General features: G+C 70.4%; 23 protein-coding genes and 3 pseudogenes. 14 read left to right on the plus strand and 12 right to left on the minus strand.

The features are described 5' to 3' along the window. The first annotated feature begins 197 nt into the window (after positions 1–197). Positions 198–716 carry a HEAT repeat domain-containing protein gene (locus PUR26_RS11610; protein WP_329871795.1) on the plus strand — a complete coding sequence of 173 codons (519 nt, stop codon included), beginning with the start codon at positions 198–200 and terminating at the stop codon, positions 714–716. 806 nt (positions 717–1,522) lie between these two features. Here PUR26_RS11610 and PUR26_RS11615 read toward each other — a convergent pair. Beyond that, positions 1,523–2,767 carry a WD40 repeat domain-containing protein gene (locus PUR26_RS11615; RefSeq protein WP_329871796.1) on the minus strand — a complete coding sequence of 415 codons (1,245 nt, stop codon included), beginning with the start codon at positions 2,765–2,767 and terminating at the stop codon, positions 1,523–1,525. Between the two features lie 289 nt (positions 2,768–3,056). Here PUR26_RS11615 and PUR26_RS11620 point away from each other — a divergent pair, with 289 nt between their 5' ends. Together PUR26_RS11620 and PUR26_RS11625 are read left to right on the plus strand one after the other, a co-directional pair. Further along, positions 3,057–3,455 (plus strand): thiol-disulfide oxidoreductase DCC family protein, encoded by a 399-nt coding sequence (locus PUR26_RS11620; protein ID WP_329871798.1) that lies wholly within the window; start codon positions 3,057–3,059, stop codon positions 3,453–3,455. 133 nt (positions 3,456–3,588) lie between these two features. Then, the gene (locus tag PUR26_RS11625; RefSeq protein WP_329871800.1) at positions 3,589–3,753 is read left to right on the plus strand and encodes a hypothetical protein; all 165 of its coding nucleotides are present in this window, start codon (positions 3,589–3,591) and stop codon (positions 3,751–3,753) included. Positions 3,754–3,872: 119 nt separating this feature from the next. On the opposite strand, the gene PUR26_RS11630 is transcribed toward PUR26_RS11625, so the two are convergent. Continuing rightward, positions 3,873–4,817 carry an NADP-dependent oxidoreductase gene (locus tag PUR26_RS11630; RefSeq protein ID WP_329872010.1) on the minus strand — a complete coding sequence of 315 codons (945 nt, stop codon included), beginning with the start codon at positions 4,815–4,817 and terminating at the stop codon, positions 3,873–3,875. A 77-nt stretch (positions 4,818–4,894) separates the two neighbouring features. On the opposite strand from PUR26_RS11630, the gene PUR26_RS11635 reads away from it, so the two are divergent. Together PUR26_RS11635 and PUR26_RS11640 are read left to right on the plus strand one after the other, a co-directional pair. After that, complete coding sequence (locus PUR26_RS11635) at positions 4,895–5,293, plus strand: winged helix-turn-helix transcriptional regulator (RefSeq protein WP_329871801.1); 399 nt, start codon at positions 4,895–4,897, stop codon at positions 5,291–5,293. 551 nt (positions 5,294–5,844) lie between these two features. Then, positions 5,845–6,117: pseudogene (locus tag PUR26_RS11640) on the plus strand (transposase); the annotation flags it as partial. Positions 6,118–6,151: 34 nt separating this feature from the next. Here the strand turns inward: PUR26_RS11640 and PUR26_RS11645 are convergent. Beyond that, a complete protein-coding gene (locus PUR26_RS11645) occupies positions 6,152–6,469 on the minus strand; it encodes a hypothetical protein (protein WP_329871803.1) in 318 nt (105 codons plus the stop codon). A gap of 256 nt (positions 6,470–6,725) precedes the next feature. On the opposite strand from PUR26_RS11645, the gene PUR26_RS11650 reads away from it, so the two are divergent. Next, a complete protein-coding gene (locus PUR26_RS11650) occupies positions 6,726–7,613 on the plus strand; it encodes a DUF1963 domain-containing protein (protein ID WP_329871804.1) in 888 nt (295 codons plus the stop codon). Between the two features lie 604 nt (positions 7,614–8,217). Here PUR26_RS11650 and PUR26_RS11655 read toward each other — a convergent pair. Next, positions 8,218–8,673 (minus strand): hypothetical protein, encoded by a 456-nt coding sequence (locus PUR26_RS11655; RefSeq protein ID WP_329871806.1) that lies wholly within the window; start codon positions 8,671–8,673, stop codon positions 8,218–8,220. Between the two features lie 150 nt (positions 8,674–8,823). Between PUR26_RS11655 and PUR26_RS11660 the strand changes: the two genes are divergently transcribed. The 4 genes from PUR26_RS11660 (at position 8,824) to PUR26_RS11675 (ending at position 12,045) form a co-directional block, all read left to right on the plus strand. Further along, entirely contained in the window at positions 8,824–9,783 is a 960-nt protein-coding gene (locus PUR26_RS11660) for a GlxA family transcriptional regulator (RefSeq protein WP_443077048.1), read from the plus strand. 73 nt (positions 9,784–9,856) lie between these two features. Next, positions 9,857–9,985 carry a hypothetical protein gene (locus PUR26_RS11665; RefSeq protein WP_329871810.1) on the plus strand — a complete coding sequence of 43 codons (129 nt, stop codon included), beginning with the start codon at positions 9,857–9,859 and terminating at the stop codon, positions 9,983–9,985. A 305-nt stretch (positions 9,986–10,290) separates the two neighbouring features. Continuing rightward, positions 10,291–10,416, plus strand: a complete 126-nt coding sequence (locus tag PUR26_RS11670; RefSeq protein ID WP_329871811.1) for a hypothetical protein — start codon at positions 10,291–10,293, stop codon at positions 10,414–10,416. A gap of 588 nt (positions 10,417–11,004) precedes the next feature. After that, on the plus strand, positions 11,005–12,045 hold the full coding sequence (locus tag PUR26_RS11675) for a vWA domain-containing protein (RefSeq protein ID WP_329871812.1): 1,041 nt from the start codon (positions 11,005–11,007) through the stop codon (positions 12,043–12,045). 162 nt (positions 12,046–12,207) lie between these two features. Here PUR26_RS11675 and PUR26_RS11680 read toward each other — a convergent pair whose 3' ends face one another. The 3 genes from PUR26_RS11680 to PUR26_RS11690 form a co-directional block, all read right to left on the minus strand. After that, positions 12,208–12,399 carry a hypothetical protein gene (locus PUR26_RS11680; protein ID WP_329871814.1) on the minus strand — a complete coding sequence of 64 codons (192 nt, stop codon included), beginning with the start codon at positions 12,397–12,399 and terminating at the stop codon, positions 12,208–12,210. 1,135 nt (positions 12,400–13,534) lie between these two features. After that, positions 13,535–15,844 carry an ABC transporter permease gene (locus PUR26_RS11685; RefSeq protein ID WP_329871816.1) on the minus strand — a complete coding sequence of 770 codons (2,310 nt, stop codon included), beginning with the start codon at positions 15,842–15,844 and terminating at the stop codon, positions 13,535–13,537. Continuing rightward, positions 15,841–16,551: an ABC transporter ATP-binding protein gene (locus PUR26_RS11690; RefSeq protein ID WP_329871818.1), complete on the minus strand. Its 711-nt coding sequence runs from the start codon at positions 16,549–16,551 to the stop codon at positions 15,841–15,843. Before PUR26_RS11690 ends, PUR26_RS11685 begins: the two co-directional genes overlap by 4 nt. Positions 16,552–16,688: 137 nt before the next feature. Here PUR26_RS11690 and PUR26_RS11695 point away from each other — a divergent pair, with 137 nt between their 5' ends. Both PUR26_RS11695 and PUR26_RS11700 read left to right on the plus strand, forming a co-directional pair. Next, positions 16,689–17,528, plus strand: coding sequence for a sensor histidine kinase (locus PUR26_RS11695; protein ID WP_329871820.1), 840 nt, complete (start codon positions 16,689–16,691; stop codon positions 17,526–17,528). Further along, on the plus strand, positions 17,525–18,238 hold the full coding sequence (locus tag PUR26_RS11700; RefSeq protein WP_329871822.1) for a response regulator transcription factor: 714 nt from the start codon (positions 17,525–17,527) through the stop codon (positions 18,236–18,238). The genes PUR26_RS11695 and PUR26_RS11700 overlap by 4 nt, the downstream gene beginning before the upstream one ends. A gap of 49 nt (positions 18,239–18,287) precedes the next feature. Here PUR26_RS11700 and PUR26_RS11705 read toward each other — a convergent pair. Together PUR26_RS11705 and PUR26_RS11710 are read right to left on the minus strand one after the other, a co-directional pair. Continuing rightward, positions 18,288–18,887: pseudogene (locus PUR26_RS11705) on the minus strand (Tn3 family transposase); the annotation flags it as partial. 324 nt (positions 18,888–19,211) lie between these two features. After that, on the minus strand, positions 19,212–19,877 hold the full coding sequence (locus tag PUR26_RS11710) for a DUF4097 family beta strand repeat-containing protein (RefSeq protein ID WP_329872011.1): 666 nt from the start codon (positions 19,875–19,877) through the stop codon (positions 19,212–19,214). Positions 19,878–20,115: 238 nt separating this feature from the next. Between PUR26_RS11710 and PUR26_RS34670 the strand changes: the two genes are divergently transcribed. Next, a complete protein-coding gene (locus PUR26_RS34670; RefSeq protein WP_443077041.1) occupies positions 20,116–20,871 on the plus strand; it encodes a helix-turn-helix domain-containing protein in 756 nt (251 codons plus the stop codon). Positions 20,872–21,235: 364 nt separating this feature from the next. Here the strand turns inward: PUR26_RS34670 and PUR26_RS11725 are convergent, their stop codons facing one another. Then, the gene (locus PUR26_RS11725) at positions 21,236–22,426 is read right to left on the minus strand and encodes a glycoside hydrolase family 6 protein (protein WP_329871824.1); all 1,191 of its coding nucleotides are present in this window, start codon (positions 22,424–22,426) and stop codon (positions 21,236–21,238) included. A 593-nt stretch (positions 22,427–23,019) separates the two neighbouring features. Beyond that, the gene (locus tag PUR26_RS11730) at positions 23,020–23,607 is read right to left on the minus strand and encodes a GlxA family transcriptional regulator (protein ID WP_329871826.1); all 588 of its coding nucleotides are present in this window, start codon (positions 23,605–23,607) and stop codon (positions 23,020–23,022) included. Between PUR26_RS11730 and PUR26_RS11735 the strand changes: the two are divergent. After that, positions 23,603–23,890, plus strand: a pseudogene (locus PUR26_RS11735) (nucleotide disphospho-sugar-binding domain-containing protein); the annotation flags it as partial. The gene PUR26_RS11730 and the pseudogene PUR26_RS11735 overlap by 5 nt on opposite strands. Before the next feature lie 12 nt (positions 23,891–23,902). Here PUR26_RS11735 and PUR26_RS11740 read toward each other — a convergent pair. Beyond that, on the minus strand, positions 23,903–25,411 hold the full coding sequence (locus tag PUR26_RS11740) for a DUF4246 domain-containing protein (RefSeq protein WP_329871828.1): 1,509 nt from the start codon (positions 25,409–25,411) through the stop codon (positions 23,903–23,905). Positions 25,412–26,082: the final 671 nt, after the last annotated feature.

Raw genomic sequence — 26,082 nt, forward strand, 5'->3', positions numbered from 1 at the left:
GAAAGTGTCGGCGTCCGCCCGGAGGGCGGGGGCTGTGGCTCTGTTCGCGAGAACGGAAGTCGTTTGTCGATGAGCTCAGAGGGCGCCTGTTGGCGGCCAGGCCGATGTTCACGAGTGCGGGAGGCCCCCGCTGAGAACAATCTTGCTAGGGTCCACCCAAGACCTGGGGCGTTCGACGCATGGGAGGTGATCAGGCGATGACCCCTGAGGAGCGGCATCTGGTCATGGGCCTGGCGGTCGCACCGTGTTCGCCCCCGACGCGCACGATCGACGAGGTGCTCGCCCACTTCGGCGAGTCCGACGGTGGGGTCCTGGCGCTCCGGCTGCTGAGGGACGCCATGGAGCGCCGGGACGCCGACGACGTCGAGATGGCGTTGCTCGTCCATGCCGCCGCCGGCGCCTCGGTCGAGGAGTTCCTGGAGCCGTTGACCGAGCTGTTCCCCGCCGACTGGCACAGGGAGTACGAGGACATCGTGCGCATGCTGGGCAGGCTCCGCTCGCCCAGGACGGTACCGACGCTGGTCCTGGCGACTCGCTGGGTACCCGAGTACCTGGACTGGGACGAGAACCGGGCGCTCGCGGTGAAGGCGATCTGGGCACTCGGCGCCATTCCAGGCCCGCAGGCCCGAGAAGCCCTCAAGAGCTTGCGCGACGCCGAGAACGAGATCATCCGTGAGAACGCGGTGAAGCAGCTCGCACGCCGCGGCGAGCTCTGACCGCGGAGTCGCAGCCCCTCGTCCGGAACGCCCGGCCGACTCCCGAAGCCGTCGTCGAACGACTTCCGTTGTCGTGTACGGAGCCGGGGGCTGCGGCACCAGCACGTCCGCGGGATCGCGCGAGGTCGTAGCCGACCGTGATGTACGGGCCGTCCTCGCCATGTATGAAGCCCCGGTAAGTGCCGGTGCCATCCATGTACACGTACGCGCCGGGCGTGCGGCCGACACGGCGGTCACAGTGATGCCGTGCCGGCGCAGCCACCGCTCGCGCGGCCACCGCCGCACCGTGTACACGCCGATCCCGGGGCTCACCCAGGTGACCCCGCCGATCGGGACCATGGCGATGACCGACACCGCGGTGTCCGCCGTCGGCGAAGACGGCGGCGGCCGCCTCACTCACGTCCTCCACCTGGTGGACGGCCGGGGCGGCGCTTCGCCGGGCCCGCAGTTCGATCGTGACCGTCCGGCCCCCGGCGCGCACCCGCGCGAAGGATCCCGGCACGAAGGTGACCCGCTCCCTCGGGCGGTCCAGGACGAGCCCGTCTCGGTCGGCGGTGAGGACGGCGCCCCCACGGCCGTGGAGGATGGGCAGGGAGGCGGATCACTCGACATGGCCATGCTCGTAAGGCGGATGACCAGGCCCACCGACCCCGGCGCGGTGCGGCGTCGGACCGGGTCCGCGGCACGGCACCCGCCGAACGCCCTTCGCGTCGGGCCGCGACGGCCTCCTGACCTCCACCACGGCCGACGGCGGCCCCCACCCGCCGCGCCACCCGGCTGCCGGAGGTGAGGTCGACGACGCGGGGCTACGAAAGAGCCTGGACGGCCCGGGGGCCGCCGCCCGCTCGGAGCACGACGATGCTGCCACTGTCACCCCCGCACGCGAGGAGCTCCCCGGAGTCCGAGAACACCACTCGATGGGTGCGCCCTGTTCCCGTGCGGAACGGCTGGACGGGGGCCTTGGCGCCGGTGGCGGCATCGCGCAGGCAGACCGTGCCGCGGTCGCCGGCCGCGAGCTGGAAGCCGTCGGGGGAGAAACTCCATCCGTAGCACGTCCCCCACCGGTCCGTTCGAGAGGGGTCCGGTACGGCCCATGCGAGCCTCCCGGTGTCCAGTGCCATCAAGCAGGGTCCTTCGGCGTAGCCCCCGTTCGCGATCAGGTATCGCTCTGTCGGGTCGAAGCCGAGCGAGCCCACACCGCAGCCGGCCGGACTCCGGTCGAAGGGGAACGGGAAGGGGTGGCGGTGCACCCGTCGACCGGAGTCGACGTCCCAGACCTCGATGTCGTGCATGTCGAAGGCGAGGGCCAGCAGGCGCCCGGACGGGGACAGAGCGCCCGCGCGGCACGAGGGGCGCAGGGTGACGTCGAGGTCCAGCAGGGGTTCTCCCGAGTCGTCAAGTACGCGGACCCGGTCTCCGGTGTCGAAGACGAGCAGCCGGCTCCGGGCCCGGTCCCACGAGGGCTGCACGCGGAACGGATTGAAGTTCGCGGTCCGGCCCTCCTCGTAGGAGGCGAGGGCGCGCGACGTGCCGGTGTCGAGGTCCAGATAGCGGGTGTGCCCGTTGAGCGCATAGACCACGCCCCGTCCGTCGGCGTCGAAGCGGACGGTGTGGAGAAACGTCTGCCGCGTCCCGGGCGGTTCCGTGTGCACCAGCTGCCGTATGCCCGTTCTGACGTCGATCAGGTGGATCTCGGCACCGTCGGCCCGCTGGAACGTCGTGCCGACCACGACGGTGTGGCCCTCGGGGTGCAGGTCGAGGGCCGCGGACGAGCAGCGGTTCGGCGCGGCGCAGATCAGGACCGGTTCACCGAAGGCCACCTCGGCCGGGTCGCGCAGCAGCACGAACCCGTCGTGCATCCGCTTGCTCCCCTCCTTCGCCAAGGCGCACCGGGCCGCATCCGGTGAGCCATGGTCCTTGCCGCTCTGCCGTGGCGTGCCCGCCGCCCCGGTCCTGCTCTCCCGCCGCAGCCACCCGCCGTCCACCCACAGCCGCACGTTCTTCGGCTTCGGGAAGCCCGGGTGCACCAGGGTGATCTCGTCCGTGTCCATGGCGGGGGACAATAGTGCACCGCACCGACAGTCCCCGCCGCGCGGCGGGCGCACGGCCCTGCGGACAGAGCGGTTCGATCTGCGGGATCCCTTGGGGCCGCTCGTACTCCCCCGCCGGATTGCGCGGCCGCAGGGGCGCTTCCGTCCAGGTGCCAACAGGGTTGCCGTGCTGCGGGCGAGGCACAGGAGCAGGGTCGGCCGGCTGGTTGGGCTGGAGCGGCGTTCCACCGCTGAGGCGTCCACGGACGGGTTTGCGGCCTGCGCGTGCGCGGGGGGGCACCATGGGTGCATGAGAATGCGTCCGGTGGTTGTCTATGACGGGGACTGCGGTTTCTGTACGGCCTCGGTGGAAGCGGCTCGGCGCCGGCTTCACCCCTCCTGTGAGTTCACCGCGTGGCAGTCCGCAGACCTGGACCTGCTGGGGGTGTCCCAGGAACGGGCCGAGTACGAGGCGCTATGGGTGGCCCCCAGCGGCGAGGTCCACGGCGGCGCGCAAGCGGTGGCGAAGCTGCTGATGAACTCGGGGAGGGCATGGGGGGTGCTGGGGGCGGTCCTCACTCTGGCACCGGTGCGCTGGATCGCTCATGGCGCCTACCGGATCATCGCGATCAACCGGCGACGGCTCCCAGGCGGCACGGCGGCCTGCGCCGCGCTTCCGCAACGGCCATCCCCCACCAGGCCGTCCTGAGCCGGCGCCAGGGCGTCAGGGTTCGGCTCCGCACCGGTCACACACCCACTTGCCCGCCGTCCGCCAGCAGCCGGTACGAGCCGGGCTTGACGGCCGTCGGCGCGCGCCCAGAGCCCAGAGCCCAGACCACTCGGTGCAGCGGCGCGCCTCGGCGACCGGGTCGTCGACGGGCTCGGTCATCCGGGCGGCCTCCAAGAGCATCGCGAGTACCGCGGTGTCCCGGGCGCGCATCGTCCGGTCGCCGTACCGCGTGCCGCGCGAGCGCGCCACCACCATGGAGATCTGGCTGGGGCGCTGACGTGAGCCGCCGTACCGAGGCCGGGGCTCTCCAGCTGTCGTACCCCTCCGCGAGCGACCGTTGCGGCCCGGCCGATGTGCCGAACCGTCGCAGAGCGGGCACGGCCCGTCGGGGCCGGGTCAGGGAACCAGCACCAGCCGGCCGCGAATCCCACCCGCCGCAAGGCGTTGGTGCGCCTCGGCAGCACGTTCGAGTGGGAGGACCTCGGCAACCCGCAGCGTCAGATCCATGGCGGCCAGCTCGGCCAGGGCATCCCCGTCAGCACTGATCCATTGCTGGTGGACCCTGATGCCGCGCAACGGAACCGGAGCCGAACCGCCGACCACCGTGGCGAAGGCGCCTTTGGTGCGGACAGCGGCCAGGGCGTGGATGCCCAGTCCTGCCGTGTCGAGCGCGCCGTCGATGCCGCCCGGTACCAGGTGGCGGACATCGGCCGCGAGATCGGTTGCGTCACGGCCTACGACCGATTCGGCGCCCAGGCCTCGAACGAACGCGTCGCCGGTGACGTCGGCCTGGGCGACCACACGCAGGCCGCGCCGTACCGCCAGCTCGACGGCGAAGGCGCCGACCGCCCCGGTGGCTCCGGTCACCAGCAGGGTGTCGCCCGCACCGAGGTCGAGCAGGTCGAGTGCCTGGAGGGCGGTAAGGCCGTTCAACGGCAGCGTCGCCGCGGCCGCGGCGGAGGCACCGGGCGGTGCGGGCGCGACCGCGGCGGCGTCCAGGACGAGATGTTCGGCGTAGGCGCCCAGCGAAACATCGAGCAGGTCACGCAGCCCGACCACCCGCTGCCCCGGGGCGAACGCCGTCACGCCCGCCCCGAGCCGGTCGACGACACCCGCGGCGTCCCATCCGATCCCCGTGTGCTCGCGGCCGGCCATCAGTCCGGCTTCGACGAGCGTGCCGGAACGGGTGGCCAGGTCCACGGGATTGACGGTCGCGGCCTCGACACGTATCCGCACCTGCCCGGGTCCGGGCTCCGGCAGCGGAACCGTCACCAGCCCAAGCACTTCGGGTCCGCCATAGCCACGGGCGACCACCGCCCGCATCTTCTCTTCAGCGATCATGTCGCACACCGTAGGGAGCGCTACTCTCCAACGGGAAGTACGCACTTCGTGGTGCGTACGGTACCCAGAGGAGAGCCATGGCCACCCGCACGGCAGCCCAGCGCCGGGCCGAGGCGAGCGTCGCCTACGACGCCTACCTCGCCGCATGCCCTGCCCGGCACCTGCTCGACTGCATCTCCGACAAGTGGGTCAGCCTCGCCGTCAACGCGCTGGCCGACGGGCCACAGCGGTACACCGAACTGCAGCGTCGGCTGGCGAGCGTGAGCCAGAAGATGCTCACGCAGACTCTGCGGCACCTGGAACGCGACGGGCTGGTCTCGCGTACCGTGACCCCCGCCGTCCCGGTCCGCGTCGAGTACGCGCTGACCCCGCTCGGCCGCTCGCTGCTGCCGGTCATGCGCGCGATCAAGGTCTGGGCGGAGGAGCACATGGACGAGGTGCACGCCGCCCGCGTCGCCTACGACGCCCCGGGCTGACGCTTCGGTGATGCGGAATTCGGCGATGCGGAAAGCGCCACGATCACCTGACCGAAGGGCCCGCCCCACCGCTGTCGGCATCGACACGCACGGCGCCCCTGGCCCACGGACGCCGTCGAACTCTCACGTTCGGTCATGGAACCGCGCCTGGCGGCGGTGACCGGGGCTCGCCCCCACGCGTACGCGCGCGTGCACCCACGCGGAGTCCGCGATCCGCTCGGCGTCGGCCGTTCCGGCCGCCTCCGGACCCTTCTCCGTGAGACGTCATCTCATTTGGTGAGCATGCGCGACGATCCGTCGGCCAGCAGGAAGCCATGAACGGGGGCGAAGGCCGATGCAGTACGTCGATCTCGATGCGCAGGTCGGCGACCTGTCAGAGGTCATGGGTCCGGCTCGCTCCCTGAGCCACCTCCTCTCGGTCTCCGGTGACCTGCCGCCGGGTGTCCGGGCCTTCGCCACCGACTCGGACCACTACGACTTTCGCAGCAGGCGATGTGTGACTTGCGGGCCCTGAGAAGGGAGACCCGACAGATCCGAATCCTGTCGACCGGCGGCGCAAGCCGGGAAAGCTCCACGCGGACAAGGGCTACGACTACCCCCACCTGCGTCGACGGCTGCGTGGACGCGGCATCGCCCACCGCATCGCACGCAAAGGCATCGAGACTTCACAGCGGCTGGGTCGGCACCGCTGGACCATCGAGCGGACCATGTCCTGGCTCGCCGGCTGCCGCCGCCTTCACCGACGCTACGAACGCAAAGCCGACCACTTCCCCGCCTTCACCAGCGCCCGCACCCTCAACTGCTACCGCAGCCTCTCTTGCTGATGCGCCGGCGCGCCGTCGGACGAGCGAACTCGCGTCACGAGTCCTCGACAGGTAGTCCCGCGACGAACTTTGCGAGATCGGACGTTCGAGGCGGCGTCCGCCCACGCAGGAACCGCTGGTAGTGGTCGGCGACGAGACGACGCAGCTCTGCCTCGGCCGGTTCATCACCACTGAGCTCAAGCATGACCTGATGCGGCCCACCCGTCATGCGCAACGGTCTGGCAAGGGCATCGAACCCGCAGGCGTACTCGTCGGGCATCTCCCACCATGCCTCGGCGGACGCCCGGTCCCGGAGGACGTACATGTAGTAGTCGTCATCGAAGAGGACTACGGGGCCTATCGGTGAAGTCACTCGTGGAGTATGGCGCAACCTGCGGTCAGAAGCGCACCAACGAGCAGCAGGCGCATGTCACCCCTGGGCGTCCGGCTCTCGCGCACCGCCGGGACTTCCGCAGTCGAACTGATCCTCCGCCAACGTGAAACCGCAGGTGAAGGAGGTGGTGTGACAGGCTTTCGGGGTGCTCGCGCTGGTCGCCGGTGGCTGTCCGCGGAGTAGACCGTCTGCCCGCCAGCACCCCTCCGGTACAGCCAGGTTGGAAGGGGGGATCATGTCGGGTACGGATCACCAGGGGCGTTTTCGCCGTGCGGCGCTTGAGCTGGGCGTCCCGGACAACGAGATCAGCAGGTTCGGCCAGCACCTCCGTTTGTCGATCGGGTCGAGCGGGGGTTCCAGTGGCGTTCCGGTCGGGCAGCTCGGTGGGTTGCCCCGGCTGCCGGTGGGCATGAACTGGCCGTCCGCCGGCAACGGACCACTGCCGTTCATCTTTTCCGTCGATTGCGGGGCGCTGCCGAGCGTCGACGGCTTCGGCCTGCCGGCGGACGGGACGCTGCTCTTCTTCCTGGCCCACGAGGAGGATCACCCCGACGATACCGGGAGGTACGCGCGAGTCGTGTACGTAATGGAAGGCACCGCTACCGCGGTCGCGGGCTCCCCCCACTGCGAGTTCGCCGGCAAGCAGTACGACGTCGGCGCCACACTCCTCGCCGAGCTGCCCCCGTGGTTCGGTACGACGGACGAAGACGATGACGCGTACGAGGACTGGGACGACCTGTCGCCCTTCCCACGACAGTTGGCCCGTGACCTGGAGCGTGACATCCCGCACCTGGACGAACTCTGTGCTCTCGCCTACGACCTCTGGCCCGACGAAGGGCTCGCCAGCGGCTGCATCGGCGGGTACGCCGACGACGAGGTGGTCACGAGCATTGCGGAGCAGACCCTCGCGCGGCTGGAGAAGGCCGGCGAGATCGTCATCCCGGTGGCGAAGTGGTCTTCCCATGTGGGGCAGGAAAAGCACCGGCTGACAAGCGAATGGATGTCGCTCGCCCGCTTTCCCGTGGCCGACGAGTACTACTACGGGAGTTTTACGATCCGCCACGACGACCTGGCCGCTGCTCGGGTGGACAAGGCGCTTCCCGTGACCAAGTTCAGCGAGTAGAACACCGACCTCCTTCCGAAGCGGCGGTGCGACCGCGAGTCGGACAGTGCCGCCCGACGACAAAGCTCCTGCTGGACGGGGTGTCGACAGATCACCCGTGTCCGTCAGGAGCTTCGCGTGTCTGTCCACCCGTCCTCGATTTTGGCCGTCCCCGAATCTGCTGGCCTGTGTCATGGTCCGGTGAACTCCGTGTCGGCCCCGGCGGTCCTCTCTTCATGCCGGCTGGCTGTGGTCCCGGCATCGCCCGCAGTACGCCCCCAGCACGCGGCGCCCGGAGCGACGGCCGGTTCACCACCCGCCTGTGACCTGCCCGCAGCCCGCAACCGCGCGGCGCGGGCGTCACCACGCCGGTGCCCTCGCGCCCCGCCGGCCTCGGGGCACTGGCGGACCTCGGCTTCCGCGGCCTGGGCGACGACATCCTCGGCCTCGTGATCGTCACCGGCTACGCCACCGCCCTCGTCCACAGGCTCCCTCCAGGCGAGAAGGAAGCCAACCGGGTCCGCGCCGTCGGACGCGCACCGGTCGAGCACGGCTTCGCCCACTCCAGGAAGCCGGGATTCCCTCCGCGCCCGGGCCCGCGGTCCCCGGCGCCGGTTCGTGAATGTCAGGCCGACAGGGCGATCGCCGCGGCGCCGAACAGGTCGACGACGCCGCACCACTCCGACCAGGCTCGCGGGACGACTCTGCCGGCACGGTGGTGGGCGAGGTCCCAGACCGCGTGGGCGAACCAGCCGGCCGCGACCACGTAGTGGCCCGCCGTCCGGTCCACCAGGAGCGCCACCGGCGCGAGCGTGGCGAAGGCCAGCAGTCCGGCTGTCTGCAGCGCGAGCACGCCCGGCCGGCGGAGCTCCGCGCGCAGCGCGCCGAAGCCCAGGTAGCACAGGGGCATGACGATGAGGAGCGCCGCGAGGAACGTCAGCGGCGGGGAGCCGTCGATGAAGGTGACGGCCACCAGCGCGAGCGCGAGCCAGGTCGGCCAGCGGTGACCGAGCAGGCGCAGAACGCGCCCGGCGGCTGATGGCGTGCCGGCGGGGGACTTCGGGGTGTGACTGGCTGTCATTCGGGCTCCAGAACCGGTCGTGGAAACGTCGTGTGTGACGTCCACCCTCGGCCGGGCGGGCTGTGCCCGCGCGTCGTGGCCGCGGTCATGTCCGGAATCTTGGGGCAGTGGTCTTTCCGGCGTATGGTCTGCTGTATGACGGGACGTCGGATGGTGGTGGTCGGTTACGACACGGCCGAGTTGCTGGACATCGCCTGTGTGACCACCACCCTGTCCATGGCCAACCACCTGGGCTCCCTCGCCCGCCCCTACGACGTGGTGCTGGCGGCACCGGGGGGCGGTCCGATCGTCTGCGGCTCCCGGCTCACCCTGAACAGTGAGCAGTCCATCGAGCGCCTCGTCGGGCCGCTCGACACGCTGATCGTGTCCGGGGGCGTGGGCTTCGAAGCGGCGGCCGCCGATCCCCGGCTCGTGGGGCACGTCCGGCGGCTGGCCGGGGAGAGCCGACGAGTGGCGTCCGTGTGCACGGGGGCGACGATCCTGGCCGCCGCCGGGCTGCTGGACGGGCGCCGCGCCACAACCCACTGGCGGTTCGCGTCCCGGCTGGCCGCCCGCCACCCCGAGGTCACCGTGGACGCGAGCCCCATCTACATCCGCGACGGCGACGTGTACACGGCGGCAGGCATCACCAGCGCGCTCGACCTCACCCTCGCCTTCATCGAGGAGGACCACGGCGCCGAGCTGGCCCGCCAGGTCGCCCGCGACCTGGTGACCTATCTGCAACGGCCGGGCAACCAGGCACAGGTGAGCCTCTTCACCGCCGTCCCCCCGCCCCACGACGAATCGGTCCGGCGGCTCGTCGACCACATCGCCGGCCACCCGGACGGCGATCTGAGCACCACGGCGCTTGCGGCGCTCGCCGGTGTGACCCCGCGCCACCTCACCCGCCTCTTCATGGAGCATCTCGGGCAGACCCCGGGCCGATTCGTGCGCCGGACACGCACGGAGGCCGCCGCACACCTCCTCGCGTCGACCACGCTCCCCCTGGGAAGCGTGGCCACCAGATGCGGCTTCGGCTCTGCCGAGACCCTGCGTCAAGCGTTCACCAGCCACTACGGAATCCCGCCGTCGCGATACCGGCACGCGCACACGGCGCGCCCTTCCCACTGACGTTCCGACCGGGTTTCCGGCGTCCGACGGGCTGCGCCCACCGCTCGGCGAGGCGGTGACGCATGGAGCCGAGATGCCCCTGGCGGCCAAGACTCTCGCCAGGCTCGCACTCGGCGGCGGCGCCTGTGTCGCCTGCACGGCGGGAACGCCGGCCACCCGGCGCCCCCTCCTGCTCCTCACCCTCGACGGCCGGATCCGGTAGCTCGACGAAGCCCACGGCACACGTCCTTGCACGCCCGCGCAGGCAGCCGGCCGAGCCGCCACGCGGACCTTAGGTCGTGGCTTCACAATCCCGTCTGGCCAGCGACGCCGTGGTGAAGACACTTCCCCAGCGGCCGGCGGGAACCGAGCGACGCTCAGGGCTGCCCATGGACATGGTCACCTGCCGTGTCAAGTTCCTTGTGGCACTGCCAGGTTGGGCGCGTCTTCGCCTTCTTTTCGGGGGAAAGGCCGGGCCGCCGCATCTCCGCGGCGGCCCGGCCACCAACAAAAGAAGGAGGAGAGGACATGGGCGACAAGTCGCCGAACAAGTGGTCGAAGACCGTTCGGGAGTTCGCTGCACGTGTGGCAGTCGCACTGAGCGTTCGCGCTCTTTGGGCCGTCATCATGGAGTCGGCTCGCGACGATCTCTGAGGAACGCCGCACGGCGTTGCTGAGGGCAGCGCATCACACGGCGGACGGGGCACCCCCCTTTCCGGCCGCCGTGGCGCTGCCCTTACCCACGGGGCGCGGGCTTCGCGCAGGACTCCCACGAAGGCTGACGGGACCGGGTCCGCGCCACGCACGCACACCTGCGCCGAGGGCCGCGGACCCCCCGTACGCCGAGCCGGACGAGCACACGACGTACGGCGCGCACCGGACCTCGTCCGGCCGGTGAGTTGCTCTGGGGCGGGTGCCGGCAACGGCTGTCCGGCCTCGACGTACTCGCCCACAGAGCGGGGACGAGTCCGGAGGTCGCCGAGCTCAACGCGATGATGGACCGCTGGGACCGCAGCGTGCCGTCTTCGGGACAGGGACGAGGTGGTTACGGCGAACCAGCCGATCCGGAGACCTCGGCTCCGCCCTTCTCGTGGGCGCTGCGGATGCCGGGCCGGCCGCGGAAGACCTCGAAGCGGTGCAACGTCCGCCGTGCGCGGGAGGTATCGGGTCCGGGAGCCGAGATCAATTGTCAGTGGCGGGTGAGACGGTAGGAGCCTCGAATCGGGAAGAGGGGGAGCCGTCATGTCCGGAAGCCAGAACTTCATCAATCACGTCGCTCTTGTATTGGACGCCAGTTCGTCCATGTCGCACCTGAGCCGCAAGGTCGTCGAGGTCGCCGACCAGCAGATCGAGTACCTTGCCCGGCGATCGAGGGAGCTGGAGCAGGAAACCCGTGTCACGGTGTACGTCTTCGCGGACAAGGTGGAGTGCGTCATCTACGACAAGGACGTACTCCGGATGCCGTCGCTGCAGCAGTTGTACCGGGTCGGTGGAATGACGGCTCTGCTGGCGGCCGCGCTGAAGTCACAGCGGGAGCTGGCACAGACGGCCCAGCTGTACGGCGACCACAGTTTCCTGACGTTCGTACTGACCGACGGGCAGGAGAACGCGAGTCATCGGTCCCCGGATGCCCCTGCCCGGGATCCGCGCGCACTGGTCGACGCCGTGGCCGAGATGATCGAGACACAGGAGGACAACTGGACCCTGGCCGTCCTTGTGCCGGACCAGATGGGCAAGCGCGAGGCCATGCAGTGCGGCTTCCCGAAGGACAACATCGCCATCTGGGACGCCACGAGCACCCATGGTCTGGAGGAGGCCGGGCAGGTCATCCAGGAGGCCACCGAGAAGTTCATGGTGGGCCGCGCCAAGGGCATCCGGGGATCGCGGGCGGTGTTCTCCACGGGCGCGGAGGCGGTCAACAAGGACACCATCAAGGCGGCGGGTCTCAGGCCGGCGAAGTCGTCGGATTACCAGCTGATTCCGGTGGCCCGTGAGGCGGCGATCCGGGACTGGGTCATCGAAAGCGGATACACCTACCGTACGGGCTGTGCGTTCTACCAGCTGAGCAAGCCGGAGAAGATCCAGGCGCGCAAGCAGATCGCGGTTCTGGAGAAGAAGACGGACCGGGTGTTCACGGGGCCCGAGGCCCGGGCCCTGCTCGGGCTGCCGGACGTGGAGGTGCGCATCAAGCCGGACCACAACGACGACTTCACGATCTTCGTGCAGAGCACCAGCGTGAACCGGAAGCTCGTAGCGCAGACGCGGCTCCTGCTGATGGCCTGACGCCCTGGATGCCCCGCCGACCTTTGGAGGGCCGTCCGCTGCTGGCCGGGGCGGTGCGGGCCGGGGGGTGCGGGGCCGTCCGCGCCGTAGCGGCAGGGTTGCATGCATCAGGGCGGCACCGACGGGCCGGGAGGTGCGTTGTCGTCGGTCCGCTGGTCACCGTCAGCGCTCGCCGAGGTCGACGGCGGCGGTCTCTCGTACGGCTTCGGCGATGGCTGGGTGGTCCTTCTTGAGGATCGCCGTGGTGGCCGGCTCTGTTCGCGCCGATCCCGATGTGGGGGTTGCGGTCGCGTCCTCGATGACCTCGATGAGGCGTACGGGTTGGCAAAGCCGGGTGTTCTCCTCGAAAATCACCTCGGCCCGGTGGCAGGAGAGCCGAGCACGGCTTGTCTCCGGGCACAACGTCTAGCGCCGGGGTTATGGCCGGGGCCTTGCGGTCGGTGAGGAACAGCGGGCCGCGGGCGCGCCGGGCGATCAGTCGGGGCAGGAGCTGGGCGGTGCCGGACTGCCAGTGAATCCACTCCGTCGCCCCGCCCTTGGCGGTGATCGTGCCCCGCTTGTCCTGCGGATACAGGTCCTCCACGTTCAGGCACAGCACCTCGTCGGCCCGCGCGGCGGACTCATAGAGCATCTCCCAGAGGGTCTTCTCCCGCAGGGTGACGTCGAGGCGCCACGGGGCGGCGATCTGGTTCTCGGCGAGGGCCTTGGTGCGATCCGGTGGTGCCGGCCGCCGCTCGATCCCGATCGTCAGGTCGCCGTCGATCCAGCCCTGGCGCTGCCACCAGCCGATCGCCTTGCGCGCGATGGACAGTTCGCGGTTGACGGTGTCGGCGTCCATCTCGTCCGCCCGCGCCGCCGCCAGCTCTGCCGGCATTTCCGGCAGTGCCGGGTCGTCGATCGCGGCGAGGGGGAAGACAGGCGGCTTCGCGCCCCGGCGCGCGGGTCCGGGCGGCGCCGGTTCGCCGGTGAGCGTCCACCCCCACGTCGTCAGCGGGGTCCGGTAGATCCGCGCGGAGGGCTTCGCGATGCCCGCGCCGGTGAGGTATCGCTCGACCGCCGCGGTACAGGACGACGGTGGGGCGGACAGGGACACCACCCGGGCGCGCGGCAGCCGGAGCGCGCCCCCTCCCGGACTCGGGTACCGGTTCGATCATCACGTCCGTCCGTCCTCCCGGTCCTGCCGCAGTAAATGCGTACACCTCACCCCGGCAGCCGGAATGCCCCGCCGCAGGTCGGGATGATCACGGTAGAGTCTCTGCCGCATTGCATCCGACATTTACCGCGGCATCACCTCGACGATCCATCAGGCGCCGGACGTCCGATAAGCAGACCTCGCGGAGATCGGCCAGTCGGATCGAAGGCAAAGCGCTGGTCGCCCGATTCTGGGCGCGGCGGGCCGCGTGGCGTGACTCGCCACTGGCGGACCGCACGCGTGACCGGGCCGCTTCCCGCGCTGACCCTGATCCAGAGGCTGGTGCTGACAGGTGATCTACTCGGTGTGCAGCACCGAGGCGATGGTCATCCTGGCCGCCGACCGGGCCGGGACCAGGGCACCGAGGACGGCGATCAGCACGCCCGCCAGGAGCATCGCGGCCAGCTGCGGAGCGTGCCACACGTCTTTCATGTACGCCGGGAAGTCGACCACGCCGACATGGTCCACGACGAGGCGGTGCGCCACGACGCCGAGCGGGATGCCGAGCAGTGCGCCGACCGCGCCGAGCCCGGCCACCGAGGTCACCGTCATCACTACCACCTGCCGGGGCGTCATGCCGATCGACTTGAGCATGCCCAGGTCCCGGCGCCGCTCACGGGTGTTCAGGAGCACGGTGTTGTAGACGCCGAGCGAGGCGACGAGGGCCAGCAGCACCGTGAACACCGTGGCGAAGGTGACGACGGTGGCGGTGCCGGCGTTGCCGGAGTCTAGGACCGACGCGTGCAAGGCCGGGTCGAGCGCTGTGACCGCCTCGGCGTAGGTGCGCGCGTCGGCGCCGGGGGCCAGCCGTACCGTATACTCGGTGGCGTGGGCCTTGGGTGTGAGCCGGGTGAAACTCTCCCAAGTTGACTCCAGCGCACGGGCGTTGCCCTCGACGAGCTGACCCACGACGGTCACGGTGAGCTTCCTGCCGTTCAGCTCCAGCGTGACCCGGTCACCGAGCTTCAGGCCGCGTTGGGTCAGGAAGGCCGGCCCGGCCACGATCTCGCCCGCCGCCTTCGGCGCCCGGCCCCTGACGATGCTGTGGTCGTACACGGAGTCGTCCCCGCGGTAGAAGTCGGCGAAGACGGGCTGGTTCTGTCCGGTCATGTTCGCCTGGGAGAGCGCGCGGGCCCGTACTCCTTCCGCACCCGGCAGGGAGCGCAGCCGTTCCTCGATCTGCGCGTCGCCGAGGCGGGGCGGCGTCCGGTCGTTGCCCGACCCCTCGGTCGTCACGTGGATCCTGGCGCCGCCGTCCTCCCGCCCGATCTCGCCGTACGCGAGCAGGGTGCTGGTCAGTCCGGTCGACAAGGTCACTGTGGTGACCCCGAGGACGATGGCCGCCATGGTGAGCAGGGTGCGGGCGGGGCGGGCGAACGGCTGGCCGAGGCCCAGGCTGACCGGGCGGGGCAGCCGGGTGGCGCCGAGCATCCGCTGGACGCGCAGCCCGCGCCCGGTCCGCGGCGCGCCGCCCGCACTGATGGCCAGTGCGGCGGGCAGCCGGTGGGCCCGCAGGGCGGGGACCAGCGCGGCGAGCAGGACGAGGGCGGGCATGCCCAGCAGGCAGGCCACAGACACCCAGGGGCTGAAGTCGCCGACCGAGGCCCGGCCCACGTCGATGCCGGTGAACGCTACCTTCAGGATCGGTCCGGCCAGCGCGTTGCCGACCAGTGTGCCAAGGACGCAGCCCACCACGGCCGGTACGGAGAGCATCGTCAGGTAGACGGCGACGACCTGGTTCGGCGTGAAGCCCAGGGCCTTGAGCACCCCGATGTGCCGGTAGCCGGAGACGACCGCCCCGCTGACCACGTTGCCGACGATCAGGACGGAGACCAGCAGACCGAGGACGCCAAAGAGTGTCATGAACGGGAGGTAGGAGTCGGCCAGCGCGGAGAAGGCCTGCTTGAGGGTGAGGTACGTCTGGGTGCCGGTCAGCGCGTCCGCGGGCAGCCCCGTGGTGGCCCGGGCCAGCGAGGCGCTCAACCCGGCCTGGTTCGAGGAGTCGGTGAAGCGGTAGAGCATCTGGGCGGAGGTCGGGTGCAGTGCGGCCATCTGCTCGGGCGAGACCCAGGCGCTCGCCGACTTGCTCATGCTGGTGGCGAAGCCGACGACGGCCAGCTTCGCCCCGCCGGGGACCTCCAGCTCGGTGCCGAGCAACTCCTTGCCGGGGGAGCCCTGGACGGACCAGTTGACGACCATCTCACCCGGCGCGGTGGCCCAGCGTCCCTCAAGGAGCTCGATCCGGTCCACGGGGCCGGCCGGATCGGCCCGGCCCACCACGGTGAGGGTGCCGCCCGCCATCCAGAGCCAGTCCTTGGGGATGTCGACGACGGCCTGCCCGAACGGACCGGCGGCAGCCTCCACACCGGCCTGCCGGGCGGTCCGCGCCAGTTGCTCCCGCGAGACCTTGGTGGTGTCGAAGGATGCCGTCGTATGGGCGCCGCGCTGTGCGGCGTAGGCCTTGTCGAAGGGGTCCGAGGCCGCGGTCAGCAGGGCCAGCGCGAGCAGAACGGTCGTGGTGGAGCAGAGCACGACGAGCCCGATGACGAAGGTCTGGAGCCGACGGCGCTTCACAGCCGCGCGCGAGGCTCTCCACACGGCGCTCACGCGGCCGCCTCCAGGGTGCTCTCACGGGCGATCCGGCCGTCGGCGACTTCGACCAGGCGGCTGGCGCAGCGGGTGGCCAGCTGCGGGTCGTGGGTGACGATCAGCAGGGTCTGGCCGATCTGGTTGAGGTCGATCAGCAGGTCCATGACCTGCTCGCCCGAGCGGCTGTCGAGGGCGCCGGTCGGCTCGTCGGCGAGGAGCAGGGCCGGGCGGTTCATCAACGCCCTCGCCACGGCCACGCGTTGGCGCTCGCCACCGCTCAGCGTTGCCGGATAGTTGTTGCGGCGCAGGGCGACACCGAGTTCGTCCAGGAGCTCCAGGGCGCGGCGGCGCGCCTGGCGAGCCGGGGTGCCGGTCAGCTGGGCGGCCAGGGCCACGTTGTCCAGGACGGGCAGGTCGTCGATGAGGTTGAAAAACTGGAAGATCATGCCGACGTTCCGCCGCCGGAACAGCGCCAGGGCCGTCTCGTTCAGCTTCCCAAGGTCGTGGCCCTGCACCTCGACCGTGCCCGAGGTCGGCCGGTCCAGGCCCGCCACCATGTTGAGCAAGGTGGACTTGCCGCAGCCAGAGGGGCCCATCACGGCGACCGCGTCGCCCGTGCGGATCTCCAGCGAAAGGCCGTCCAGGGCCTTCGCGTCGCCGTACTCCTTGTGCACGCCGTCCAGCCGCACCACTACTTGCCGGGCATTGTCATGATCGGTTGTCATGGCTCGAACCTAGGGCGGACCCGATGACGGGGCGTCACTCCCCGGATGTATCCGTCGGGTGAGGTCATCCTGGGGATGTACGGAGCTGCTTCCGGAGGCCGATGCGGGGTGCGGCGGGCATCTGCGAAGATGATCGGGTGGGGGAATCCTGGACGATCTGGCTGGTCATCGCCCTGGCAGCGGCAATTGGCGCCGCCGGGTGGCTGTACGTGGCGGCGGTCCGGGCACGGCGGGCGCACCGGAAGGCCATCGAGGAGCGCGGCTGGCTCCTTGAGCGCGAGCGCGAGAGCGCGACGCGGACGGCGGTCGACGCCGAGCGGGCCCGGATCGCCGCCGAGCTCCACGACATCGTCAGCCACAACGTGAGCGTGATGGTGGTCCAGGCCGGGGCCGCCCGGGAGGTGCTTGCCACCATGCCCGAGGAGGCCGCGGCGGCGATGAGCGCCGTCGAGGCCGCCGGGCGCAACACGATGACCGAGTTGCGGCACCTGCTCGGCCTGCTCGCACCCGCGCAGAACGGCGAGGACGAGCCCGACGGCGTGGACCTGTCGCCGCAGCCGAGCCTGAGCCGGCTCGGCCCGCTGGTCGACCGGATCGCCTTCGCCGGCCTGCCCGTCGAGATGCGGGTCTCGGGCGAGCCGCGCCCGCTGCCGACCGGGATCGACGTCACCGCCTACCGGATCATCCAGGAAGGCCTGACCAATGCGCTCAAACACGGAGACGGGGCGAAGGCCGAGGTGACGGTGCGGTACGCGGACCACTGCCTGCGCGTCGAGGTGCTGAACAGCGGACCGAGCGTCCTGTCCGGCGGCGCGCCCGCGCGGAAGGAGGCAGGGCAGGGCCGGGCGGACGGAACAGGACGCGGGCTGCTCGGCCTGCGGGAACGGGTCTCGGTCTACGGCGGCGACCTGGACGCCCGCCGACGCCTCGGCGGCGGCTACCGCGTGCGCGCCCGGATCCCGCTGGACCGCCCGTGACGACGCCCGCCGGGCCCGCCCCGCGCGTCGTGATCGCCGACGACCAGGAGCTGGTCCGCACCGGCTTCCGCTTGATCCTCACCGCGCGCGGTATCGACGTGGTGGGCGAGGCCGGCGACGGGGCCGAGGCGGTGGCCGCCGTGCGCGAGCTGCGGCCCGACGTCGTCTTGATGGACATCCGGATGCCCGTGATGGACGGCCTGGAGGCCGCCCGCCGCATACTCGCGCAGCACCCGGACTGCCGGGTGATCATGCTGACCACTTTCGACCTCGACCAATACGTCTACGCCGCCCTCGCTGCAGGAGCCAGCGGCTTCCTGCTCAAGGACGTCACCCCCGCGCATCTGGCCGCCGCCGTACGCCTGGTCGACACCGGTGACGCCCTACTCGCACCCTCGATCACCCGCCGCCTGGTGGAGCGCTTCACCCCTGGCGCCCCCAGAACCGGTTCGGGCCTTGCGACCCCGGCTGTCCACCGAGACCTGGCCGCGCTGACGCCGCGCGAGCGCGAGGTGCTGACGCTCATGGGCCGGGGTCTTTCCAATACCGAACTGGCGCAGGAACTGACGCTCAGTGAGGCGACGGTGAAGACCCACGTGGCCCGGATCTTCGCCAAACTGACCCTGCGCGACCGGGCCCAGGCCGTCGTCCTCGCCTACGAGACAGGACTCGTCTCACCGGGCGAGTCCGCTGACACCACCAAGCCGTGAACGCGAACCCGACAACCAAGGCGGCGTGCGTGTCGACGTGGTTGGACTCGATCTCGGCATCCGTGGAGTGCCGCAGCAGACCCTCGATCATCGCCGCAACCTCGGATGACGAACAGCTCTTGAGCCGGGAATAGATGCAGAGGTTCTTCCGCTCGACATTCCAGTCGATCATCACGCCGTTGCCGCCGTAGCGGGCGTGGTGCTCGGTCATGAAGTTCGAGGACCAGGACCCGAACTTCTTCGATTCCGACGCGCAGGCATTGCCGCGGCCCCACCATTCGGTGTCACGGGCCGCGAAGGTAGCGTTCACCAGTTTCGTCACGGCGGCCCGGAGGTTGTCGAGCGTGATGCAGTGCCGGCGGACGTGCCGCAGCGCGGCCTCACCCTCGCCATACTCGCCGGTCGCCACGATCGCCCGGGTGCCCATGTTCGTGCCCCGGCCGAAGAGCGCAAGCAGCAAGCGGCGCTGCAAGACATCACGGTCGATGCGCTCGTACGCAGCGACCGAGGTGAACTCGTCGGTGTAGGCGGTCAGAAAGCTGGCGCTCTTCAGCACGTCCAGGAGATCGAGCACGCCCCAGCGGCGTACCGCCTCTTCCTCCAGGGCGGCCGGCCCCGTGGGCTCGTCCAGCGGCTCCGGCTTCGGCACCCTGAGCCATGGCTCGCAGCAGCGCCCGGGTCACGCGGTCACGCCCCTGGCCGCGAGAACGGCGTCGACGTTCCGGACGGCTGTCTCGAAGGAATAGTCCGCCGAACGCTTCGATACACCGCGGGCTCGCATGGGTCGCCCGGGCCGAGCCGGACGCGCTGTTCATCGTCGTGTGTTCCCGCCGTCGCGTGAGGCGGCTTGCGCGGGGTGTCCACGTCCTGGACGTGGATCGCTGGCCCATGAGGCGGGCGGCCGGGCCGTAGGCGGCGATCGGCGGGATCTCGATCGCGGTGGGCCCGGCCGAACACTCCTGGTTCCGCCGCTTCAGAGGCTGCGGGCGGTGATGTCGCCGTGGGAGGTGGTGGCGCGGATGTCGAGGTCGGTGGCGCCGTCGTTCCTGAGGGCGTTGCTGACGCGGCCGTAGCCGGTTCCGGCGTCCAGGGCGGCCGAGACGCCGGCAGCGGCGGCGACCGTGATGTCGCCGGACTGGGTGCGCAGCACGACCGTACCGTGCACGGCCTCGGCGATCCGGATGTCACCCCTTGCCGTGCTGATCTCCGCGGGGCCTCCCAGCCGGCCGACCTCGACGTCGCCGTCGACCGCGGTGAGGCGGATGCCGGCGGCCTCGTCGATCTTGATCTGGCGGTATGCACCTTCGAAGGTGATGTCACCGAGGCGGCCGACGCCGCGGAGCTCGGAACCGGCGGCCTTGGCCTCGACGCGGGAGCCGGCGGGGAGCTGGACGGTGACCTCCAGGGATCCGGAGGCGCCGAAAAGCGGATTCTTGGGTTCGGGGGTGCGGATTCGCAGGACGCCGTCGGCGTAGGCGACGGTGGTCTGCTCGGCGCTCTGCACGTCGCGGCTCTTGGAGGGGTTGGCGGGCCGGATCTCGACAGTGGTGTCGGCGCGGTCGGCGGCGATGAACTGGACGCGTCCTGCGGGGATGTCCAGGACGGCGGAGATCGGGGCGGGGGTGTCGAACTTCTGCATCATGCTCTCCGGTACTCACTGGTTGTTTCTGACACCGGAAACGCTACGTTGCTTTCCATGAAGTGGCAACATAGTCGTTGCGAAAAAGTGGCATGTAAGCAGCTCAGTGCCATAAAACCGTTGCAACAAGCTAGCGAATAACGCAACGATGGCGAGTGCGATCATTGCAATGGAAGAGAAGTGAACGCTATAGTGCGGGGATCAGGCACCAGCACCAGGGACCACCGAGGAGAACACGATGCCGGGAGGCAGGCTCACCCAGCAGGAACGCCAGCAGATTGCGCTGGGGCTGGCCGACAGCCTTCCCTACGCCGAGATCGCCCGGCGCCTGGAGCGTCCGACCTCGACGATCACGCGCGAGGTGATGCGTAACGGCGGCCCCGCCGCCTACCGCGCCGATCTGGCCCACCGTGCCACCGAACGCCGCGCCCACCGGCGCAGGCCCACATCCTCCCGAGGACCCGTAGCGGCACCCCAGCCGTACGGAGGCGACGCCGAGGCCGTGGCCGAGTACGAGGAGACGCTCACCACCGTCCTCATGGGATCGGGCCTGCCCAAGATGGCAGCCCGGGTGCTCACCTGCCTGTTCACCACCGACGCCGGCAGCCACACCGCCTCCCAGCTCGCGCAGCGCCTCCAGGTCAGTCCGGCCTCCATCTCCAAAGCGATCGCCTTCCTGGAAAGTCAGAGCCTGGTTCGCCGGGAACGCGACGAGCGCCGCCGCGACCGCTACGTCGTCGACGACGAGCTCTTCTACCAGGCGACGATCGCCAGCGCCCGGGCCAACGACCAGCTCGTCGAGACCGCACGCCAAGGCGTCGCCGTCCTCGGCTCCCACACCCCGGCCGCCCACCGCCTGGAAAACATCGCCCGCTTCCTGGACTTCATCAGCGAAAGCATCACCCGCGCCGCCGAGCAGGCCCGCGAAGTCCTCCACACCAGACCCCCGGCAACCCCCGACGACACCGGCCGGCCGGACCCGCACCGCCCATAGACGCACCCTCCGGTCGCCACAGCCGCAGAACCCAGACCGACCCGCGCCTCCGGAACGGAAAGCCCCCATCACCGCCCCTGACAGCCAGGGTGCGTGGGCTCGACGCCTCGCTTCTCACCGCCCCTCGACGCCGGGGCGGTGAGGTGCCGGACGGCCGCGTGCGCGCCCCCACCGCCTGCCTCCGCCGGCCGACCGGCGCACGTGCCTGGCAGGCGCCGGGCGGCCGGCAGGCGCCCCTCCCCTGCCTCTTCGGTGTTCCCGCACGGGCGACACCGGTCGGCACGCGGCCATCCGCGGCCGCCGGCGGAGCCCGTGACCGTACGACAGAACGTGCCGGGTCCGGCGAGGGAAGACCGAAGGCGCCTCAGCGGCGCGGGAGCGGCGACTGCGCAAGGCGTACGAGTTCCAGCGCCTGCTCGGGGAACCACGCGCCGGCCGCAGGATCGACCATGCCGCGTTCGGGGTCCTGGGGGCCGGCGGTGCCCCGCAGGCACAGGCCGTCCGACTCACCGGGAATCTTGATCCAGAGCCGGGCATCGTACAGCGGGTCACCAGTCGCGGTGGTCGGGCGGTCCCCAAGGCCCCGGCCAGGCGGATTGCACCACTCCTGCGCGTCGGTGTATTTACCGGCCGGCGCAGACCACGGGCCCAGGCCATTGCGGCTGGTGTCCGTGACGAAGTGCTTCATCCGGGACACCGGCGTCGTCACATTGTCCGCGATCCACGCCTCGGCGTCAGCACGCGGCCAGAACTGGTCGGGGCAGTCGGCGACGGCACCGCCGTCCTCGACGTGGCCGATGCAGGAGGAGATCAATGTGCCGTACCAGTGGCTGTCCTCCTCCGTGCGGTAGTTGGAGGCATTGGTGAAGAATCCGGTGGCCTCACCGACGCCGCCCCGGATCAGGCGCGGCACGATGGAGTTGACGCTGTGCCAGCCCGGATGGCCGGTGTCCAGGTAGACCTTGGTGCGGGCGAGCCGCTCCAGCGCGACGACGGCATGGTTGACCTCGGTGTAGCGGGCACTGGTCTTGGTCCCCTGCTCGTCGTCCTGGCCGCAGTCCGCGGGCAGCAGGGCGAGCGAGTCGGGTTCAAGGACGACCATGGCGTCGTGACGGCCGATGCCCCGGGCGACGGCGTCCACCCACGCGCGGTACTCGGCCGTGGTCGACGCCCCTCCGCCGGAGTAGTTCGAGCAGTCACGGCCGGGCACGTTGTAGAGGGCGATGACCGGCACGGCCCGCTCGCGGGCGGCGTCCCGGACGACCGCCCGGGCCCGACGCTCGACCTCGGCCGGCGTCTGATCGCCGAACCAGACAGCCTGCGGCGTGCGGACCATGGCGAGAACGCCGGAGGCATCCGCATACCGGCCGTCCCGCAGCAGCCCGACGACCTGCCGGTACGCCCCAGGGTTCGCCTCCGGCGTGTAAAGACGACTCCCCGGCGAGCCGGAGGTATCCGACGGCGCACCGGCAGCGGCGGGCGCCGGCCCCGCCGCCAAGGCGACCGCGAGAGCCATGGAGAACGCGAGCAACTGAGCAGCGATTCTGCGGCGCATGAGAGGAAGACCTCCGTCACGACAGCACACCCGGAAGCACCCCCACGGCGGTTGGGAGCGCTCCCATGAGGCTCCCGGAGCCCTCGTCGCCCGGTCAAGTACCTTGCACGCCGAACCAGTTGCGGGCACCGGACCAGTCGCCGTGCTTTCCCGGCGGGTGAACACCCTGCCATGCCGATCGCGTCGATCACCTTCCGGTGATCGACGTCGGCGACCATCCCGCTCCGGCATGCGTTCGGGGAGCGACGGTTTCATCGGCGCCCGAGGCGCATCCGTTGACAGCACACCCGAACCAACGACCGCCTGATCCGAACGGAACCGCCCGCCACCGGACCGCGCGCTCCGCGCCCGCGCGATCCGCACGCCCGGCCGCAGGCGCGGAACGCTCGCTGACCCGGCCCGCACGCCCCCGGGGCGGGCTGGGCCACCGGCTGAGCGCATCCGGCCTCTCCCTGCCCGACGCCAGGGCCGCATCCTCTCCGGCTGAGCAGACGTGAGTCGCCGGCCACGCCGGCCCGGCGAGGAGACCGGTGCACGACGACTGCGATCACTCCGGGGCGCGTGACCGTCCCCGCGGCGCCCGGCGGTGCCGGTCAGGGCCGGAACTGGCGCCGGTAGGTCGAGGGACTGACGCCCATGGGCACCCGGAAATGGTGGTGGAAACCGGCCACGGACAGGCCCACCCGGGCCGCCACTGCGTCGATCGCATGATCCGCGGACTCCAGCAGTGCGGCGCCGGCCCGGATCCGCTGGTGCGTGATCCAGCGGCCTGGCGGTCCACCGGCCGCTTCCACGAAGCGGCGCTCGAATTGCCGTACGGACAGGAGGGCGACGCCGGCCAGCTCGTCGACGGTGAGGCGCCGGTGCAGGTTGTCCAGGGCGTACCGCATGGCGTTGCTGATCGGGTCGTCGGGAGGCACCTGGCCCACCGGATGTTCGGCGAACTGGGCCTGGCCGCCTTCGCGGTGTGCGGCCACGACCATGCGGCGGGCGACGCGGGCTGCGACGTCGGCGCCGTGGTCGCCGCGGATGTGGTGCAGGCAGACGTCGATGCCGGCGGCGGTGCCCGCGGCGGTGATGACGGAGCCATGGTCCACATAGAGCACCGATGCGTTGACCGTCACCTCGGGATGGCGCTCCTGGAGCAGGCCCCGGGGAAGCCCGAGCCTTGTGCCCGTCATGCACCACGGCGGCGCGGGCACCACGACGACAGCTGCCGTGGCCGGGGTGCCCCAGGTGGTGATCCCCCAGTTCGTGGACCAGCCGTACTGGGCCGGTCAGGTGGCCGGCCTGGGCATCGGCGCGGCGCACGACGGCCCGAACCCGTCCTTCGAGTCCCTGTCGGCCGCACTCAGGACGGCCCTCCTGCCCGAAACCCGCGCACCGGCCACCGCCGTGGCCGGCTCGATCCGCACCGACGGCGCGATGGTGGCCGCGAAGCTGCTGCTCGACAGGGTCGGCTGAGGATGGAAGAACTCAATGCTCGCAGAGTGAGAATTCTCGTTCGTAGAGCTGCTCGTTGTGTTCGTCGATGAAGAACTTGCGTTCCTGCATGAGCTGTTCGCGGTATTTCCTGGCCTGTTCAAGCGTCATGGTCGAGGTATCGGACCATGGTTGTTGCGGTGGCACATCGGATGTCGAGACGATCCTTTCCGATGGGTCGACGAGGAAGAACGCGAGAATTTTGCGATGTCCCGGGCGGGTGGGATCCATGAGCCGGAATGATCCGACGCGGTGTTGCAGGACGTTCGGGAACGCCAGGCAGCGGCCCGCCGGGGTCGATGTCGATCCCAGCACCTGGTTCAGTGCGTCTTCGTCCTCCAGGCCGTAGACCTCACGCAGGCCGTTGTCGTCGTTCTGCGCGTAGTACGGGTCGTCGAGTGCCGCCCGGAAGCTCAGCTGGCTTTCGGTGATGTTCTCGCTGTCCCAGTAGTAGATGCAGGTCGAGACGATCCTTTCGTTCATCATCCCCTCGACATGCCAGGAGCCGCCGGCGTACTCGGGCTTGTCCGGGGTGAGATGAATGGTGGCGAGCTTGACGATGACCTGGAGACGGCGTCCGCGCAGGTCGACTCGGGCGGATTCATCGGGCAGCTCGGGCGGGACGAAGGCCGGGGCGTCCGGGATGACCGGGCGGCGGTTCTCCCACCAGTCGTCCTGGGCCTCTCCCCATACACGGAGGGCTTCCGCGTAGGCCCCGTCATCGCCATAGGAGGATTTGTCCGGATACTCCGGCTCCGAGTCGTACCATCCGAAAGGATCGGCCTCGATGCGCAGGGGCCGCGGATGACGCAGATCGGTGAGCACGTTCTCCAGCAGCGGGCGCAGGCGCGCGAACAAGTCCGGCAGGACGGAGACAAGTTCGCGGTGGGTCTCCGGGTGGACGTTGTTGACGTACGAACGGAAGGTGACATCGCCATCGTCGCTGATGTCGACGTCCGTGGGCAGCCACTGGAACTTCTCCGAGAACTCGTACCTCGAATAGCGGTCCGTCGGGTTCTTCCAAGCCCTCTCGGGCGCACCGCTCACCTCTCTCACCAAGCAGAACAGTGAGGGGTGAACCAGATCCAGTACCTGGCCGTCGGATCCTGGATGCCAGTCCCGTTCTGCCTCGGGGACCTGTTCCAGAACCCGAACCGCCTCGCGCAGACGGGATCTGAGGTTGTCGTCGACCAGGGTGTCCGACTGCCACACCCCGTCGACGGCGGACACCTCGACGCCCGTTCGTCCGTCCCGCAGCATGGCGTAATGCAGGAGTTCGGCGAGCACGTAACGGACCTGCGCTTCGGTGAGGCCCTGGGCGAGTGCCTCTCGTGTCCATCTGGCGACGATGTCGGCATCGTTCACCTTGTCGAACCACCCCGGCTTTGCCCGAATGTGGGAGCTGCACTGCATCATCTGGAGTTCCCGCAGCGTTCGGGGTGTCGCGAATGATATGGAACGGGAAGTGTGAAAGGGCAGCGGGAAAGCAGACATGCCAGTCAATTCTCTTGGTCCTCCCAGTCGGTGTGCGGTGGCGGGAAGGATACTTCAGGGGACTGACATCGCAGCCCCGGTCCCTTTCCTCGCCGGTCCGGGAGCCAGGGCTTCGACCGCGTGATGCCCGGTTCGCGCTCGTCCGAGGCCGAGGAGCGGGACGGGGAGTCGCAGGTGTTGCGGCGCGGGACGCCGTGACGTTCTTCGCTCCGGCCGCGCGGAGGACCCCGAACGCTCCGTGGCGGAGGCGCCAGGCCCTGGTCACCGTGCCGGCTGCGCGGCCACCCTCCGCAGGCCTGCCGTTCGGCCTTGTCAACGGCCAGGCACCCGCGGATCCCGGCCGCCGTCCGGGCGGCGCCGTAACCACGTTCACGGGCGTGTCTTTCCCGTCCGCCCGCCGCACGGCCATCGTGCGGCAGCGTGTGGCGCCTGTTCCCCGCCTGGCCGTACTCACCTGCCCGCCCCGTCCTCGACCGCACCGGAGCGGCTCCCGGACGAGCGGCGATCAACGCCTGCCACTGAGCTGGGACATGGTGATCCGTGCGGGCGTCCTCAGTCGTCCATGCGGGCTTCGGCGGACGTGGCGCGATGAGAGGGTGAGCGTCCGCCGAACGGATCCCGGGCCGTTGCGCACACGCCCCATCAAGTGAACTCCCTGGAGCAGTGCCGGGGACACCGGT

Origin of the sequence: Streptomyces sp. SP18CS02 (assembly GCF_036322365.1) — a bacterium.
Taxonomy (GTDB): Bacteria; Actinomycetota; Actinomycetes; order Streptomycetales; family Streptomycetaceae; genus Streptomyces.

Excerpts from the sequence above, each read along its gene's own strand:
- PUR26_RS11610 (WP_329871795.1), top strand. The coding sequence starts at position 198 with ATGACCCCTGAGGAGCGGCATCTGGTCATGGGCCTGGCGGTCGCACCG.
- PUR26_RS11615 (WP_329871796.1), bottom strand. The coding sequence starts at position 2,767 with ATGGACACGGACGAGATCACCCTGGTGCACCCGGGCTTCCCGAAGCCG.
- PUR26_RS11620 (WP_329871798.1), top strand. The coding sequence starts at position 3,057 with ATGAGAATGCGTCCGGTGGTTGTCTATGACGGGGACTGCGGTTTCTGT.
- PUR26_RS11630 (WP_329872010.1), bottom strand. The coding sequence starts at position 4,817 with ATGATCGCTGAAGAGAAGATGCGGGCGGTGGTCGCCCGTGGCTATGGC.
- PUR26_RS11635 (WP_329871801.1), top strand. The coding sequence starts at position 4,895 with ATGGCCACCCGCACGGCAGCCCAGCGCCGGGCCGAGGCGAGCGTCGCC.
- PUR26_RS11650 (WP_329871804.1), top strand. The coding sequence starts at position 6,726 with ATGTCGGGTACGGATCACCAGGGGCGTTTTCGCCGTGCGGCGCTTGAG.
- PUR26_RS11655 (WP_329871806.1), bottom strand. The coding sequence starts at position 8,673 with ATGACAGCCAGTCACACCCCGAAGTCCCCCGCCGGCACGCCATCAGCC.
- PUR26_RS11660 (WP_443077048.1), top strand. The coding sequence starts at position 8,824 with ATGGTGGTGGTCGGTTACGACACGGCCGAGTTGCTGGACATCGCCTGT.
- PUR26_RS11665 (WP_329871810.1), top strand. The coding sequence starts at position 9,857 with ATGCCCCTGGCGGCCAAGACTCTCGCCAGGCTCGCACTCGGCGGCGGC.
- PUR26_RS11670 (WP_329871811.1), top strand. The coding sequence starts at position 10,291 with ATGGGCGACAAGTCGCCGAACAAGTGGTCGAAGACCGTTCGGGAGTTC.
- PUR26_RS11675 (WP_329871812.1), top strand. The coding sequence starts at position 11,005 with ATGTCCGGAAGCCAGAACTTCATCAATCACGTCGCTCTTGTATTGGAC.
- PUR26_RS11690 (WP_329871818.1), bottom strand. The coding sequence starts at position 16,551 with ATGACAACCGATCATGACAATGCCCGGCAAGTAGTGGTGCGGCTGGAC.
- PUR26_RS11710 (WP_329872011.1), bottom strand. The coding sequence starts at position 19,877 with ATGCAGAAGTTCGACACCCCCGCCCCGATCTCCGCCGTCCTGGACATC.
- PUR26_RS34670 (WP_443077041.1), top strand. The coding sequence starts at position 20,116 with ATGCCGGGAGGCAGGCTCACCCAGCAGGAACGCCAGCAGATTGCGCTG.
- PUR26_RS11725 (WP_329871824.1), bottom strand. The coding sequence starts at position 22,426 with ATGCGCCGCAGAATCGCTGCTCAGTTGCTCGCGTTCTCCATGGCTCTC.
- PUR26_RS11730 (WP_329871826.1), bottom strand. The coding sequence starts at position 23,607 with ATGACGGGCACAAGGCTCGGGCTTCCCCGGGGCCTGCTCCAGGAGCGC.